At 70.8% G+C, this 14,933-nt stretch carries 14 protein-coding genes; 4 read left to right on the top strand and 10 right to left on the bottom strand.

The window, feature by feature from the left end:
- Positions 1 to 88 precede the first annotated feature (88 nt).
- Positions 89 to 1,444: a dipeptidase gene (locus KV100_RS11895; protein WP_220343260.1), complete on the bottom strand. Its 1,356-nt coding sequence runs from the start codon at positions 1,442 to 1,444 to the stop codon at positions 89 to 91.
- Positions 1,445 to 1,465: 21 nt separating this feature from the next.
- On the opposite strand from KV100_RS11895, the gene KV100_RS11890 reads away from it, so the two are divergent.
- The gene (locus tag KV100_RS11890; protein WP_220343259.1) at positions 1,466 to 2,791 is read left to right on the top strand and encodes a glycoside hydrolase domain-containing protein; all 1,326 of its coding nucleotides are present in this window, start codon (positions 1,466 to 1,468) and stop codon (positions 2,789 to 2,791) included.
- Between the two features lie 3 nt (positions 2,792 to 2,794).
- Here KV100_RS11890 and KV100_RS11885 read toward each other — a convergent pair whose 3' ends face one another.
- A complete protein-coding gene (locus tag KV100_RS11885; protein ID WP_220343258.1) occupies positions 2,795 to 3,169 on the bottom strand; it encodes a sterol carrier family protein in 375 nt (124 codons plus the stop codon).
- 4 nt (positions 3,170 to 3,173) lie between these two features.
- A complete protein-coding gene (locus KV100_RS11880) occupies positions 3,174 to 4,025 on the bottom strand; it encodes a patatin-like phospholipase family protein (RefSeq protein WP_220343257.1) in 852 nt (283 codons plus the stop codon).
- Positions 4,026 to 4,098: 73 nt separating this feature from the next.
- On the opposite strand from KV100_RS11880, the gene KV100_RS11875 reads away from it, so the two are divergent.
- A complete protein-coding gene (locus KV100_RS11875) occupies positions 4,099 to 5,139 on the top strand; it encodes an NAD(P)-dependent alcohol dehydrogenase (protein WP_220343256.1) in 1,041 nt (346 codons plus the stop codon).
- Between the two features lie 5 nt (positions 5,140 to 5,144).
- Here KV100_RS11875 and KV100_RS20185 read toward each other — a convergent pair whose 3' ends face one another.
- The 4 genes from KV100_RS20185 to KV100_RS11855 form a co-directional block, all read right to left on the bottom strand.
- Positions 5,145 to 6,068 carry an AEC family transporter gene (locus tag KV100_RS20185; RefSeq protein WP_220343255.1) on the bottom strand — a complete coding sequence of 308 codons (924 nt, stop codon included), beginning with the start codon at positions 6,066 to 6,068 and terminating at the stop codon, positions 5,145 to 5,147.
- Between the two features lie 121 nt (positions 6,069 to 6,189).
- Positions 6,190 to 7,842, bottom strand: coding sequence for a cation acetate symporter (locus KV100_RS11865; protein ID WP_220343254.1), 1,653 nt, complete (start codon positions 7,840 to 7,842; stop codon positions 6,190 to 6,192).
- The gene (locus tag KV100_RS11860; RefSeq protein ID WP_220343253.1) at positions 7,839 to 8,177 is read right to left on the bottom strand and encodes a DUF485 domain-containing protein; all 339 of its coding nucleotides are present in this window, start codon (positions 8,175 to 8,177) and stop codon (positions 7,839 to 7,841) included. Before KV100_RS11860 ends, KV100_RS11865 begins: the two co-directional genes overlap by 4 nt.
- Positions 8,178 to 8,347: 170 nt before the next feature.
- Positions 8,348 to 9,853 (bottom strand): glycosyltransferase family 39 protein, encoded by a 1,506-nt coding sequence (locus KV100_RS11855; protein ID WP_255566131.1) that lies wholly within the window; start codon positions 9,851 to 9,853, stop codon positions 8,348 to 8,350.
- Positions 9,854 to 10,060: 207 nt separating this feature from the next.
- Between KV100_RS11855 and KV100_RS11850 the strand changes: the two genes are divergently transcribed.
- Both KV100_RS11850 and KV100_RS11845 read left to right on the top strand, forming a co-directional pair.
- Complete coding sequence (locus KV100_RS11850) at positions 10,061 to 11,500, top strand: DEAD/DEAH box helicase (RefSeq protein WP_308291424.1); 1,440 nt, start codon at positions 10,061 to 10,063, stop codon at positions 11,498 to 11,500.
- A 124-nt stretch (positions 11,501 to 11,624) separates the two neighbouring features.
- Positions 11,625 to 12,266 carry a TMEM175 family protein gene (locus KV100_RS11845; protein WP_220343250.1) on the top strand — a complete coding sequence of 214 codons (642 nt, stop codon included), beginning with the start codon at positions 11,625 to 11,627 and terminating at the stop codon, positions 12,264 to 12,266.
- Here the strand turns inward: KV100_RS11845 and KV100_RS11840 are convergent.
- From KV100_RS11840 to KV100_RS11830, 3 genes are read right to left on the bottom strand one after another with little or no spacing between them, the layout of a single operon-like run.
- Complete coding sequence (locus tag KV100_RS11840) at positions 12,263 to 13,777, bottom strand: cation acetate symporter (RefSeq protein WP_220343249.1); 1,515 nt, start codon at positions 13,775 to 13,777, stop codon at positions 12,263 to 12,265. The two genes, KV100_RS11845 and KV100_RS11840, sit on opposite strands and share 4 nt — an antisense overlap.
- A gap of 21 nt (positions 13,778 to 13,798) precedes the next feature.
- Positions 13,799 to 14,176 (bottom strand): hypothetical protein, encoded by a 378-nt coding sequence (locus KV100_RS11835; protein WP_220343248.1) that lies wholly within the window; start codon positions 14,174 to 14,176, stop codon positions 13,799 to 13,801.
- Positions 14,173 to 14,931: a LytTR family DNA-binding domain-containing protein gene (locus KV100_RS11830; protein WP_220343247.1), complete on the bottom strand. Its 759-nt coding sequence runs from the start codon at positions 14,929 to 14,931 to the stop codon at positions 14,173 to 14,175. The genes KV100_RS11835 and KV100_RS11830 overlap by 4 nt, the downstream gene beginning before the upstream one ends.
- Positions 14,932 to 14,933 lie beyond the last annotated feature (2 nt).

The following is a 14,933-nucleotide window of genomic DNA, read 5'->3' as shown; positions in this document are numbered from 1 at the left end:
TCTCCTTCCGCGGCCACCTCTTGCAGCGACCGTTAAGAAGAACGTAGAGCGAAAACGGCGAAAGATATATAGTTACGGATATATCTTCTCAAAGGGTGGGCGGGCGTCGAGCCTCCGCAAGCTTCCCCAGCAGCAGCGTCTCCGCCACGCAGACCCGCGTGAACTCGCCCAGGTGCAGGCCTTCGTCGATGCCGTGCGCGCGGGTGTCGGGGTCCTCGACCCCGGTGACGAGCACCGCCGCCCCGGGGTAGCGCTCGGCGAACTCCGCGATGAACGGGATCGATCCCCCGACGCCCATGTCGATCGGCTCCACGCCGTCCCACGCCTCGCGGAACGCCTCCCGAGCCGCGTCATAGGCGGGTCCGGTCGCGTCGACCTCGTACGCGTCGCCGCGGTCGTTCGGCGTCACGGTGACCCGAGCACCCCACGGCGCGTGCGACTCGAGATGCGCGACGAGCGCGTCCATCGAGGCGTCGGGGTCCGAGCCGGGAGCGATGCGCATCGACACCTTCGCCCGGGCTCGCGGCACGAGCGTGTTCGACGAGTCCGCCACGGTCGGCGCATCGATGCCGATCACGCTGATCGCCGGCTTCGCCCAGAGCCGGTCCACCACCGATCCCGTGCCGATCTGCTCCACCCCGGGCAGCACGCCCGACTCGGCAGCGAGCCGGTCTGCCGGATACTCCACCTCGGCCGCGGTGGTCGCGTGCAGTCCCGCGACGGCGACCTCGCCGGAGTCGTCGTGCAGCGTGGACAGCAGCTGCGTCAGCACCATCAGCGCGTCCGGGAAGACGCCGCCCCACATCCCCGAGTGGACGGAGTGCTTCAGCGTCTCCACCTCGACGACGCAGTCGACCAGGCCACGCAGCGTCGTCGTGAGCGCCGGCGTACCGATGTCCCAGTTGCTGGAGTCGGCGATGACGATGACGTCCGCGGCGAGGCGGTCGCGGTACGTGTCGAGCAGCGCGCCGAGGCTCGCAGACCCGGACTCCTCCTCGCCCTCGACGAACACGGTGGCCCCGACGGGCGGCTTGCCGTCCCAGGCCCGGAAGGCCGCCAGGTGCGCAGCGATCCCCGCCTTGTCGTCGGCCGCGCCCCGGCCGTACAGGCGCTCGCCACGCTCGGTCGGCTCGAACGGCGGTGACGTCCACGCGTCGGGGTCGCCGGTGGGCTGGACGTCGTGGTGCGCATAGAGGAGCACCGTCGGAGCGCCCTCAGGGGCGGGATGGTTGGCGATGACCGCCGGCCCGCCACCCGCCTCCACGACGTCGACCTCCGCGAACCCCGCGTCGCGCAGCAGTGCCGCCACGGCGTCGGCGCTGCGCCGTACGTCCCCCGCCCGCGCCGGATCGGCGCCGACCGAAGGAATCCGCACGAGATCCCCCAGATGCGCGAGGACCGAAGGCATGATGCTGTGAAGTCGTTGCACCGCTGCAGGGCTCATGCCCGCACCATACGGGGGATCATGTCTACACTCGCCAGCCGTCTCCGTGGCGCCTCCACGCGCCGGATCGGCGTTGCCGCCACAGGTCTCGCTCTCGCCGCAGGACTGCTCGCGCCGGCCCTCGCTGCCGCCCCAGCCTCAGCGGTCGAGGCTCCAGGAAGCTTCACCGGATTCGCGTTCGACGCCTGCACGGCGCCGACGCAGGCCCAGATGGACGCGTGGTGGGTCTCGTCCCCGTACGCCGCCGTCGGCGTCTACATCTCCGGCTCGTCACGTGCCTGCGCCCAACCCGCGCTGACCCGCAGCTGGGTCACGACGCAGGCCCGCCGGGGCTGGCGCCTTCTCCCGCTCCACGTCGGGAGGCAGGCTCCCTGCTACAGCGGCAGGAAGCAGAAGATGTCGATCAACCCGACGACCGCGCGGGCCCAGGGCGTCGCGGCCGCCAACGAGAGCGTGGCGTCGGCCAAGGCACTCGGCATCGGACGGAAGCGGGTCCTCTACCTCGACATCGAGGCGTACTCCATCGCGAACTCCGCGTGCAACACCGCCGTCGTCAGCTTCGTCGACGGGTGGGGCTCACGACTCGCTCAGCACGGCTACCGCTCGGGCCTCTACTCGAGCGCCTCGGCGGCCATCGCCGCGATGAACCGGCTCCGCGTGGCCCAGGTCGACAACTACCACTACCCCAATCACCTGTGGTTCGGCTGGTACAACGGCAAGGCCAACCTGGCCGCGGAGCCGTACCTCGACGACCGCTACTGGGCCAGGGGCAAGCGGATCCACCAGTACGTCGGCAACCGGGTGAGTCGCTACAACGGTGTCGCCATCAACATCGACCGCAACTACCTCGACGTCGGCGCGGGGTCGCGGGCGACCAAGCCCCGGGCACAGTGCGGCACGCACAAGATCCAGAGGTACCGGGCACTGCGGCCCCAGCAGCGCCGCCCCACCCTGACGCCTGCCGCGAAGTGCCTGCTCCGTCAGAACGGCTACTTCAAGGGATCCACACGCGGACCGGTCCACGGCGCCAAGTCGCAGCGTGCCGTCAAACGGTTCCAGGCCGCCCGGGGATGGAAGCAGACCGGCGTGGTGTCGCGTCGGACGTGGGTCGCGCTGCTGTCGAACGGGAAGGCCGCGCCGGTCCTCAAGCGCGGCTCGAACGGCAAGCACGTCTATCGGCTGCAGCGCTCGCTGACAGCGGCCCTCGGACGTCCCGTCCCCCGCAACGGACTGTTCGACGCGACCACCCAGCGGGCCGTCGTCGCCTACCGCACGAAGGTCAAGCTCCCGAGGTGGGCGACCGCGGAGCCCCGGCTGTGGGCCTCCCTGCGCGCCGGCAGACGCTAGCGCTCAGACCAGCGGGAGGTAGGGCGAGAGGTTGCTGCGCTCGCCCGAGGCGCGGACCTTGCCCGCGGAGACCGCCTCCGCCCACGTCGTACGCCCGGTGGCGAGGGCGATCCACGTCGGCGCGTCGGTCTCCACGACCGCCGGAGGCGTGCCGCGGGTGTGCCGAGCGCCCGGGATCACCTGCACGGCGGCGTACGGAGGGACCCGCACCTCGACGCTGTTGCCGGGCGCCCGCTGGTCCAGGACGGCGAGCAGGTGCTTCGTCGCCGCGCGTAGGTCGTCCGGCGACACCTGCTGGCTGCCGGTGGTCGCGAGGTCCAGCCGCGCCGCCACGGCGTCCCAGGCCGCCGGGTCGAGGGGCTTCAGTCGTCGCGCCACCCCGTCAGCCCCAGACCTCGGAGACGGCGCGGGCGATGGTCGCGGCCTGGTCGCGTCCTGCCCGCGCGGTGCGGGCCCGGGACGCGGGGTCGAGGACGTTGCGCCCGATCGCCCGACGCGAGGCGAGGTCCGGCGCGATGATCGTGTGGACGGCGTCCGATCCGGAGAGCTGCGACGCCGCTCGCCTCCAGGTCGGGAGCTCGACCGCGACCGGTGTCAGCGCCACCACGCGGTCGTAGTGAGCGGCCAGGTCGGCGTTCGACGACGACCTCGTGCCTCCGTCGATGTAGCGGTGGCCGTCGATCGTCACCGGCGCGAAGACACCGGGGACGGCACAGCTCGCCGCGATCGCGCGGGCCAGCGGGACCCCGTCCTCGCGGCTGAACGTCCGGAAGGCGCCGGTGTCGGCGTCCACCGCGGTCACCCGCAGCTCGCGCGCCGGCCACTCCTGCGACACGAGCCGGTCGCGGATCACGGCGACGCGCTCCTCCTCCGTCGCGACGCGACCGGCAGCGGCCTCGCTCACCGCGTACGCGCCGAGGCGCCGACCGAGCGCCTCGGCATCGCGTCCGCTGCGCAGTCCGAGGACCACCCACCGTGCGGTCACGTTCCAGCCGATCGACGACGCGGGCTCGGGGCCGTACGTGCCGAGCGGGGAGAGCTGGCGTTCGTACATCGCCTCGGTCGTCGCACCGTTGGTCACCTGCGCCCCGACCACCGATCCCGCCGAGGTGCCGAGGACGAGGTCGGCGCCGGTGAGGTCGACACCGGCCTCGATGAGGCCGTGCAGCAGTCCGATCTCCCAGGCGATGCCGGTGATCCCGCCGCCACCGAGAACGAGCGCGCGTGTGGTCACCGCGCCATTGTGCAGGAGAGAGCCTCGACGCGCTGCGCTCGCTGAACCTGCAGGGCGGATCTAGCGTGAACAGATGCGAGCACTCCAGTACGTCGAGATCGGCAGTCCTCCTCGGGTCGTCGAGGTGGAGACCCCTGAGCCAGGGCCCGGCGAGATCCGGCTGAAGGTGTCGGCCGCCGGGGTCTGCCACTCCGACGAGTTCGTGATGAGCCTGCCGGCGGAGGCCTACACCTTCGGGCTGCCGCTCACGCTCGGCCACGAGGGGGCCGGCACCGTCGACGCGCTCGGGGAGGGAGTGACGAACGTGGCGCTCGGCGACTCGGTCGCGGTCTACGGCCCCTGGGGCTGCGGACGCTGCCACGCCTGCTCGCGCGGTGCGGAGAACTCCTGCCCGTACGCCGTCGAGCTCGGCATCGCGCCGCCGGGGCTCGGAGCGCCCGGCGCGATCGCGGAGTACATGATCGTCGACGACGTACGACACCTCGTCCCTCTGGGCGACCTCGACCCTGTGCGCAACGTGTCGCTGACCGACGCGGGCCTGACGCCGTACCACGCGATCCGCACCGCCATGCCGAAGCTCGTCGGGGGCAGCACGGCCGTGGTGATCGGCGCCGGCGGCCTCGGACACGTCGCGATCCAGATCCTGCGTGCGCTCACCGGCGCCCGCGTGATCGCGCTCGACGTCAACGACGAGAAGCTCGCCCTCGCCAAGGAGGTCGGGGCCCACGAGGCGGTCCTCTCGAACGATGAGGCACCGGAGGCGATCAAGCGGCTCACCGGCGGTCTCGGCGCCGAGGCCGTCTTCGACTTCGTCGGCGCTCCGGCCACCGGCGCGATCGCGGCGGCGTCGGTCGCACTCGAGGGCGACGTGCAGCTCGTCGGTATCGGTGGAGGCGCCGTGCCCGTCGGATTCGGGGTCACCCCGTACGACGCCGCGTTCCGGGCGCCGTACTGGGGCACCCGGTCCGAGCTCATCGAGGTCTTCGAGATGGCACGCCGCGACCAGCTCCACGTCGAGATCGAGACCTACTCGCTCGACGAAGCACCCCAGGCGTACGAGCGTCTGCACGCCGGAGAGATCCGAGGGCGTGCCGTGGTCCTGCCGAACGGCTGAGGCCGCTATGCCAGCAGGGCCGCGATCGCCAGGATCGTGAGGAACGAGAGCACGGTGGTCGCGAACACGACGTCGCGCACGACCGCCACCGACCGGTCGTAGCGCACCGCGGTGACGAACACGTTCTGCGCCGTGGGAAGACCCGCGACCACCACCACGGCGAGCAGGGCGCTGCCGTCGAGACCGAGGGCGAAGCGCGCGACGAGGTAGGCGACGAGCGGCTGGACGGCCAGCTTGAGGACCGTCAGGATCGCCACCTGGGCGCCGGCGCCGCTCGCGCCGGGTTTCGGCCCCAGCCGCAGCGAGATGCCGAACGCGATCAGCATCCCGGGGATGGCGAGCCCGGCAAGCAGGTCGATCGGGTCGGCCACCCACCTCGGGACCGGCACGCCGGTGAGCGCGACCACCACCCCGACGACCGCGCCGACCGTGAGCGGGTTGCGGAAGGGACGCGACAGCACCGTCAGCACCGTCGGTCGCTCCATCGACTCCGACTGGTCGAGGACGACGAACGCCAGCGGCGCGAGGACGAGCAGCTGGAGGAGCAGCGCACCGGCGACCGCGGACGCGTCACCCAGCACGTAGATCGCGATCGGGAGGCCGAGGTTGCCGGCGTTGACGTAGCCCGCACAGAGGGCGGCCAGCGTGGTGTCGGCCCACCCGCGACGCCACCGCCACCGCGCGAGCACGAGAGCGACCAGCGCCACCGCCGCGACGCTCGCCGCATTCGCGACCAGCGCCTTCGACAGCGCACCGCCGACGTCGGTGTCGGCGAGGACCGAGAACAGCAGCGCGGGGCTGCCGACGAAGAACACCAGGCGCGAGAGCATCCACTGGTAGTCCAGCGTCACCACCCCGAGGTGCGCGAGGACGAAGCCGACCGCGATCACGACGGTGATGACGCCGAACCCCTCGAGCACTCCCGTCACGGGTCCATCCTCACCGACGCGACCCTGGCGGACGCACGAATCCCCCGCTCTGCCGCCAGGGGAGCGTCAGAGCGGGGGAATCGTGTGTCTCGTGGTTGGTCAGGGTTGGTCGGTCAGCCCGTCACTCGGCGCCCGCGCCGGTCATCGACCGGACCTCGAGCTCCTCGTACTTCACGGGGTCGGCCTTCTCCTTGGTCGTGACCGTGCCCAGCCACCCGAGGAAGAACCCGATCGGGATCGAGACCAGGCCGGGGTTCTCCAGCGGGAACCAGCTGAAGTCCACGCCGGTCCCGAACAGCGACAGGCTCTCCCCCGTCTCCGGGTCGACCTTGCCCGAGACCACCGGCGAGAAGAACACCAGGCCGACGGCCGAGATCAGACCGCCGTAGATGCTCCACACCGCCCCGCGCGTGTTGAAGTCCTTCCAGAACAGGTTGTAGAGGAGGGCCGGGAGGTTCGCCGACGCCGCCACGGCGAACGCCAGGGCGACCAGGAACGCGACGTTCAGCGACTGCCCGGGGATCGCCAGCGCGATCGCCACGCCGCCGATCACGAACGCCGCGATCCGCGCGACCTTGACCTCGTCCTTGCCGGAGACCTCACCCTTCTTGAACACGTTGGCGTAGAGGTCGTGCGCGACCGACGACGCCGACGCGAGCGTGAGGCCCGCGACCACGGCGAGGATGGTGGCGAACGCCACCGCCGCGATCAGTGCGAGCAGGATCGCGCCTCCGGTCGAGCCCGCGCCGCCACCGACGGCTTCGGCGAGCAACGGTGAGGCCAGGTTGCCGCCGGACTCGGCGACCTTGGCGTACTGGTCGTCGCTGAGCAGAGCCGCGGCACCGAACCCGAGGATCAGCGTCATCAGGTAGAACGTGCCGATCAGACCGATCGCCCAGTTCACCGACACGCGCGCCTGACGGGCCGTCGGCACCGTGTAGAAGCGGATGAGGATGTGCGGCAGACCCGCGGTGCCGAGCACCAGGGCGATGCCGAGCGACAGGAAGTCGAGCTTGCTGGTGAAGTCGGCGCCGTACTTGAGCCCGGGCTCGAGGAACGCCTGCCCCTTGCCGGAGTTCGAGGCGGCCGTGCCGAGCAGCTCGGACAGGTTGAAGTTGAACTTCGCCAGCACCAGGATGCTGATCAGCAGCGTGCCGGCCATGAGCAGCACCGCCTTGACAATCTGCACCCAGGTCGTCCCCTTCATGCCGCCGACGACGACATAGAAGATCATCAGCACACCGACGGCGACGATCGTCAGGTTCTTCAGCGTGTCGCCCTCGACGCCGAGCAGCAGCGACACGAGCGCGCCGGCACCGACCATCTGCGCGAGGAGATAGAAGATCGACACGACGACGGTGGAGACGGACGCAGCGGTACGGACAGGACGCTGCCGCATCCGGTACGCCAGCTGGTCGGCCATCGTGAAGCGGCCGGAGTTGCGCAGCAGCTCGGCGACGAGGAGCAGCGCGACCAGCCAGGCGACGAGGAACCCGATGGAGTAGAGGAAACCGTCGTAGCCGGACAGCGCGATGGCGCCGGAGATGCCGAGGAACGACGCCGCCGACATGTAGTCGCCGCCGATCGCGAGGCCGTTCTGGAAGCCGGTGAACGACCGGCCGCCGGCGTAGTAGTCGGCCGCCGTCTTGTTGTTGCGGCTCGCCCAGAACGTGATGGCGACCGTGAGCAGCACGACGCCGACGAAGAGGACGGTGGTCAGCGTCTGGTGGTCACCCTCGGCACTGGCTGCGAGGACCACGTCGCGTCCGCTCATCGGGTGATCTCCTCGTCGTACTCGGCGCGCAGTGAGTCAGCGAGCGGGTCGAGGTTCTTGACGGAGAACTTCGAGTACCAGATCGCGATGGCGAAGGTGGAGACGAACTGGAGCAGTCCGAAGATCAGGGCGACGTTGATGTTGCCGACGACCTTGGCGTTCATCAGGTCGGGCGCCCAGTTGGAGCAGATGACGTACAGCAGGTACCAGGCCATGAAGCCGATCGTCACGGGGACGACGAAGCCTATGTACTTGCGTTTGAGGGTGTGGAACTCCTCGGTGGAGCGGATGCGTGCGTAGGCCGCATCCTCCGCCGCTGTGGTTCTCTCGATCACGGCTTCGCCTCTCGGGACGCACGGGCATGGGTGTTCTCGCGTGAGGCTAGGGGCGGCCGCCGGGTGTGTGCCAGGTCACACCCGAGAGGTTCGGTGGACGTGCGCGACCGGTCGCCGTACGGCATCGCGCGCACGCCGAGCGGTCGTGCTCACGCGACGAACGGCGGGCGTCAGTCCAGGTGCCGCAGGTCGTCCCAGAGCTCGGCCCACGGCCGCAGCGGACCGCGACACACGGCCACGGGGACGCCCTCCTCCTCGTTGTCGACACCGACCCCGTTGCGGAGCACGTCCACGGCCTCGCACTCCTCGAAGATCGTGACCGCGAACCCGTACTGGTCGCCGACGACGACGACCGTCTCGGTTCCGTCGGGCGGCCGGGCCTGGTCGTGGAGGGCGTTCTGCCCGCTGTACGGCGTGGGCAGGCCGAGCGCGGGACCGTACCGATCGATCGCCCCGGCCTCGCCGTAGTTGCTGGTGATGATCGCTGCCTCGGCCCGCTCCTCCGCCGACAACCCGTCCCACACGGCGGCGATCTGACGGACGTACGTCGGCCACCCGACCTGGTCGGCGGCAGCCTGGTTGATCCCCGGGACAGGGGTGCTCCCGAGCGTGCCGACGCCGATCACCGGCAGCGACACGACGACGGACACCGCGGCGTACAGCACCAGCAGCGCCCCGACCCCTGCGCGCACGGCGTTCGACGAGCGGGTGAGCCACGACGCCGTCGGGACCCAGCCGGCGGCAAACAGCACGGCGAGCACACCGACCGGGTAGTAGAACTGCGCTCCCCCCACGAAGGTCAGCACAAGGACGACCACGAAGGCGACGTCGAAGGCACGGAGGGCTCGCCACTGCGGCCGTCGCCACAGCGCGACCGCACCCACGACCCACACGGCGGGCAGCATGATGAAGAGGAACGGCCACATCATCACCCGAACCTCGTCGGCGTTGTTGTCAGCCAGCGCCGCGCCCATGTCGAGCTGCGGGAAGCCGTTCACGACCTGGTAGGCGAGGTTCGGGAGGGCGACGACCGCGGCGAGCGCGCCGCCGGACCAGAACCAGCCCGACCGCAGCACCCGCCGGGGACCGACCAGCACCACGCCGACGAGCAGGCCGAGGATCAACCACGGGATCAGCAGGCGGCCGTAGGTCGCGAGACCCACCACGAGACCGACGGCGAGCCACCACCGGCCGTCGTCGCGGAGCAGGGCGCGGATCACGAACCACGACGCCAGCACCCACGCCAGGAGATCCGGCGAGGTCGTGATCAGCACGTGCCCGGCCACGAGCGGGAACGTCGCGAACGCGAACGTCCAGGCGCACAACCCTTGGGCGAGAGCGCCGCCTCCGAGCTCGCGGACGATCGCGGCGACCACCAGCGTGGAGGCCACCACTGCCGCGATCGCCGGCAGCCGCAGCGCCCACGGCTCATCGGCGACCAGGTCGGTCATCGCGCGGGCGATCAGCGGGATCAGCGGCGGCTGGTCGACGTAGCCCCACGACGGGTCCAGCATCCGGAAGTAGAGCTCGTCGCGATGGAAGCCGTAGCGGCCGGCCGTCGCGAGCAGCACGACCGCGAGCGCCGCGGCGGCAGAGAGCACGGGCACCCGTGCGTACGCAGGCACGGGCGACGTCTCACGTTGGTGTCCACCGACCATCGGGGCCGTGGTGCCCATCCCCGCAATGTAGGGGTCCCCAGGGTCAGGACGTGTGTGATCAGCACCACTCGATTCGTCGTCACGGCCGCATCCCGGGTACTGTCGGCGAAGGACGCATCCGGCGTCCGCGGTCGTCTGCTCGAGCGGCGCGCACCCCGCGCCCTCCCGTCCTCATTCGTGAGTGGCTGCAATCACGGCCACCCCCACGACTTGAAGGACACCCCTGTGCCCACCTTCGCCGATCTCGGCGTACCTGCACCTCTCGTCGCCTCCCTCGCGGAGCGCGGCATCACCACCCCCTTCCCCATCCAGGCGGCCTCCCTGCCCGACTCGCTCGCGGGTCGTGACGTGCTCGGTCGAGGCCGTACCGGTTCCGGCAAGACCGTCGCCTTCAGCCTGCCGACACTCGCCGTCCTCGCCGCCAGCGGACGCCGCCGGCGCGCCAAGAACCCCCGCGCCCTGGTCCTCGTCCCGACGCGCGAGCTCGCGACCCAGGTCCACGAGACGCTCCAGCCGCTCGCGCAGGCGATGCAGATGCGCACCATGACGATCTTCGGCGGCGTCGGCCAGAACCCGCAGGTGACCAAGCTCCGCAACGGTGTCGACGTCGTCGTCGCCACCCCGGGTCGGCTCGAGGACCTGATGGCTCAGGGTCACTGCGACCTGAGCGACATCGAGGTCACCGTGCTCGACGAGGCCGACCACATGGCCGACCTCGGGTTCCTCCCCGGCGTCAAGCGGATCCTCGACCGGACCCCGCGGGACGCGCAGCGCCTGCTCTTCTCGGCGACGCTCGACAACGGGATCGACACCCTCGTCAAGCGCTACCTCCACAACCCGGTCACCCACTCGGTGGACGAGGCGACGTCGCACGTCCCGGACATGGAGCACCACGTGCTCTCCGTGACCCACGACGGCAAGCAGTCGCTCATCAACCAGCTGGTCGGCGGCGAGGGCAAGACGCTCGCCTTCACCCGTACCAAGCACGCGGCCAAGAAGCTCGCGAAGAAGCTCACGGACTCCGGGATCCCGGCCGTCGACCTTCACGGCAACCTGAGCCAGAATGCACGCCAGCGCAATCTCTCGGCGTTCTCCGACGGCACCGTCCGAGTCCTGGTCGCCACCGACATCGCGGCCCGCGGCATCCACGTCGACGACGTCTCGCTCGTCGTGCACGTCGACCCGCCGACCGAGCACAAGGCGTACCTCCACCGCTCGGGCCGTACGGCACGTGCCGGCGCCTCGGGCGTCGTCGTCACCATCGCGACACCCGAGCAGCGCCGCGACGTCCGTACGCTGATGCGCGCGGCCTCGATCAAGCCGACCGACCACGAGGTCGCCGCCGGTTCCGAGATCATCGGCTCGCTCGTCGGCCCGCAGGCCGAGCGCGTCTCGCCGCCCCCGGCGCTCGTCGCTGCCGCGGCGGCCAGCGCTCGCGGCAACGGTGGCCGTAGCGGCGGTCGCGGGAGTGGTGGCCGGGGCAACAACGGCGGGGGCCAGCGCTCCGGCGAGGGCGCCCGCAGCAGCAGCAGCGGTTCGCGTCGACGTCGCTCCGGTGGCGGGACGGCCACACGAAGCGGCAGCGGCTCGGCCTCGAGCTCGAGCTCCTCGCGCTCCGGTGGGGCTGCCTCGTTCTCGTCCCAGGCCGGGCGCCGCGGTCGCTGACGCGACTCCTCACGACCTCTCGGCCAGCAGCCGCGGCCGTCCTCGGCACCCCTCGGTGCCGGGTACGCGTCCGCGGCTGCTGCTTGCCCGCGCCGCATCGTCCGGCTCTTCCTACAGTGGACGGATGGCGGGAACTCACACGGACCGCGGCCTGGACCGGCTCGTCAACTTCACCGACGCCGCGGTCGCGATCGCGATCACCCTCCTCGTGCTTCCCCTCATGGACCTCGTCACGGACGGGCGGTCCCACTCGGTCGCGTCCGTGCTGGCCGACGAACGCTGGACGTTCGTCGCGTTCGCGCTCAGCTTCGCGGTCATCGCGCACTTCTGGGTCGGTCACCACCGACTGTTCGAGCATCTGCGCGACTACTCCAACGCCATCCTCTGGACCAACTTCGTCTGGTTGGCCAGCATCGTCTTCATCCCCTTCACGACCCAGCTCCTCGGTGAGCTGAGCAGCGACACCAGAGGGGGAAACTCGCTCTACATCGGCGTGCTGATCGTCGCGAGCGCGTGCCTGGCCGTCATCCAGTGGCTCACCGTGCGCCACCCCGATCTCCAACGGAGCGATGTACGGGGACAGCTCGACGTCCGCGGAGGGCTCGTCGCCCTGGGCCTGCTGCTGCTCGCGTTCCTCCTCGACCTGGTGGCGCCGAGCGTCGGGATGTTCTGGCTTCTTCTGCTCTTCCTCGCCGGGCCGGTGGCGCGGCTGGTGGGTGTCCGCAAGCTGCCCCGCGACCGCGACATCATCGAGCGGCCGAGCTAGGGACCGTCCGCCCGATCCAGCAGCAGCCGCTCGGGGGTGTGCAGCCGGACCATGGTCCGCGCGACGTTGGAGGGTCGCCGGTTCTGGGTCGCCAGCGAGACGGCCACCATGGTGGCGAAGGCGATCGGCACCGACCAGGCGGCGGGTCGCGACAAGAGAAGGTCGAGCCAGCCGTCGTCACTCCCGCGCACGATCGTCGCGACGACCGCACCTCCGGCACCGATCCCGCCGGCGAGCATCCCCGCGACGGCGCCCGCTGCGGTCAGGCGTCGCCACCAGATGCCCAGGACGAGGAGCGGGCAGAACGTGGACGCGGCTACCGCGAAGGCGAAGCCGACCGAGCTCGCGACCGCGATCTGGTCCGAGGCCAGCGCGAGCGCGAGCGGGAACACCGTGCCCACCACGGCGCCGGCGCGCAGTCCGGCGACCGGTCCGAGGACGCGCCGACCCACCGATCCCTGGGCGAGCACCCCGGCGACCGACATCGTCAGGCCGGAGGACGTCGACAAGAAGGCGGCGAACGCACCCGCGGTGAGCAGCGCGCCCAGCAGGTCACCGAGCGACCCGCCAATCATCCGCATCGGCAGCTCCAGCACCACGATGTCGGTGTTGCCGGTGGCGACCAGGTCGGCGGCGTAGACCCTGCCGATGACGCCGTACGCCGTCGGAAGGAGGTAGAAGACGCCGAGCAGCGCCAGCACGAGCAGGGTCGTCCGGCGTGCCGCGCGCCCGTCAGGATTGGTGTAGAACCGCACCACGACGTGCGGAAGGCCCATGGTTCCGAGGAACGTCGCCACGATCAGCGAGTACGTCGCATAGAGCGCCAGACCGGGCGCGTCCGCGGCCATCGGCGACAACCAGGCTGCCGAGGCCCCGGCGTCGGCAGGGGTCGGCCTCCCGTCGTCGGTCCAGGCGTGCAGCAGGAACACCAGCGGCACCAGCAGCGCGGTGAGCTTGAGCCAGTACTGGAAGGCCTGCACGAAGGTGATGCTGCGCATGCCGCCGGAGATCACGTTGACGACGACGATCACGGCGACCATCACCGACCCGACCCACGTCGGTGCTCCCGTCACGGTGTGCAGGACGAGCCCGGCGCCTTGGAACTGCGGCATGAGATAGAGCCAGCCGATGACCACCACCAGCATCGACGCGACCGCGCGCGCGGTCGTCGACTGCACACGCATCTGCGTGAAGTCGGGAAGCGTGTAGGCGCCCGACCGCCGCAGCGGGGCGGCGACGAACGCGAGGAGGACCAGATAACCGGCCGTCCACCCGACCGGGAACCACACCATGTCCGCGCCGTAGGTCAGGATCAATCCGGCGATGCCCAGGTACGACGCCGCAGAGAGATATTCGCCGCCGATCGCCGACGAGTTCCAGAGCGGGCTCACCGATCTCGACGCGACGTAGAAGTCGGAGGTGGTCCTGCTGAACCGCAGCCCGAACAGGCCGATGCCGAGGGTCGCGAGCGCGACCACCGCCACGGCGACCGCGGCGTACGTGCTGCTCACGGGGGATGCTCCTTGCCCCGGTCAGGGGCGTTCGACGAGATCGCTGAACGCACGCTCGTTGCGCTCCGAGGCCACCACGAACGCCCAGCCGATCAGGAACAGCACCGGATATACCCCGACGCCGAGGACCCACCACGGCAACGGGAGGGGTCCGACCTGGACGGCCTCGAGATCGGCGACCATGAAAAGGATCGGCAGTCCCCCGATCGCGGCAGCGACCACGGCCGCGACGACCAGCGCAAGGCGCAGCTGCGAGCGCACCAGCGACCGCACGTAGACCTCGCCGATGGCCGTCTCCTCGTCGATCTCCTGCACGACCGTGCGGCGCCGGCGAGGACGAGCGGTCGTGTGAGGGCTGGTGATGCGGACCCGGTCGACCGCCGGGTCGGTGCCCGTCACGACACCCCACCACCGGAGCGGGACCGCTGCTGGACGAGCTCCCGCAGGTCGCGTGTGTGGCGGCGAGCGACCTGCAACTCGGTGTACGGCGGGCCCCCGGCGTCGACGAGGACGGAGCATCGGCCGGCGATCATCCGCACCTCCCGCACCCGCGACGACGCCACCAGCAGACTGCGGTGGATCCGGACGAACCCGGCGGACGCCCACTCGTGCTCCAAGGTCACCAACGCCGTACGGAGCAGGTGGCTGTCGCCCTCGACGGTGTGGAGCCGGACGTAGTCGCCCTGCGCCTCCACGTAGGCCACGCTGCTGCGCGCGACGAAGCGTGTGACGCCGGCTAGCTCGACCGCGACGACGTCGTCGTCCGCCGTCACCGACGACGTCAGCGGTGACCGGGCACCGCAGATCCGGCGCACGGACTCGCGGAGACGATCCTCCGCGACCGGCTTGAGCACATAGTCGACCGCGTCGAGGTCCCAGGCGTCGACGGCGTGGTCCTCGTGCGCGGTCACGAACACGACCTTGGGCTGGCTGCGGAAGCGGGCGAGGACCCGCGCCACCTCCAGGCCCGACAGGGCCGGCATCGCGATGTCGAGGAAGACGGCGTCGACAGGGTCGGCCTCCAGCGCTCGCAGGACGTCGGCGCCGGAGCCGACGGCCCGGACGTGGTCGATCCGCTCGTCGCGCTCGAGGAGATAGACGAGCTCGTCGAGGACCGGCTGCTCGTCGTCGGCGACGAGAACGTTCAGACCCATGG

This window comes from Mumia sp. zg.B21, assembly GCF_019550855.1.
Taxonomy (GTDB): domain Bacteria; phylum Actinomycetota; class Actinomycetes; order Propionibacteriales; family Nocardioidaceae; genus Mumia.
Note: the sequence above shows the minus strand (reverse complement) of the source record. Positions and strands in the feature narration are given on the sequence as shown.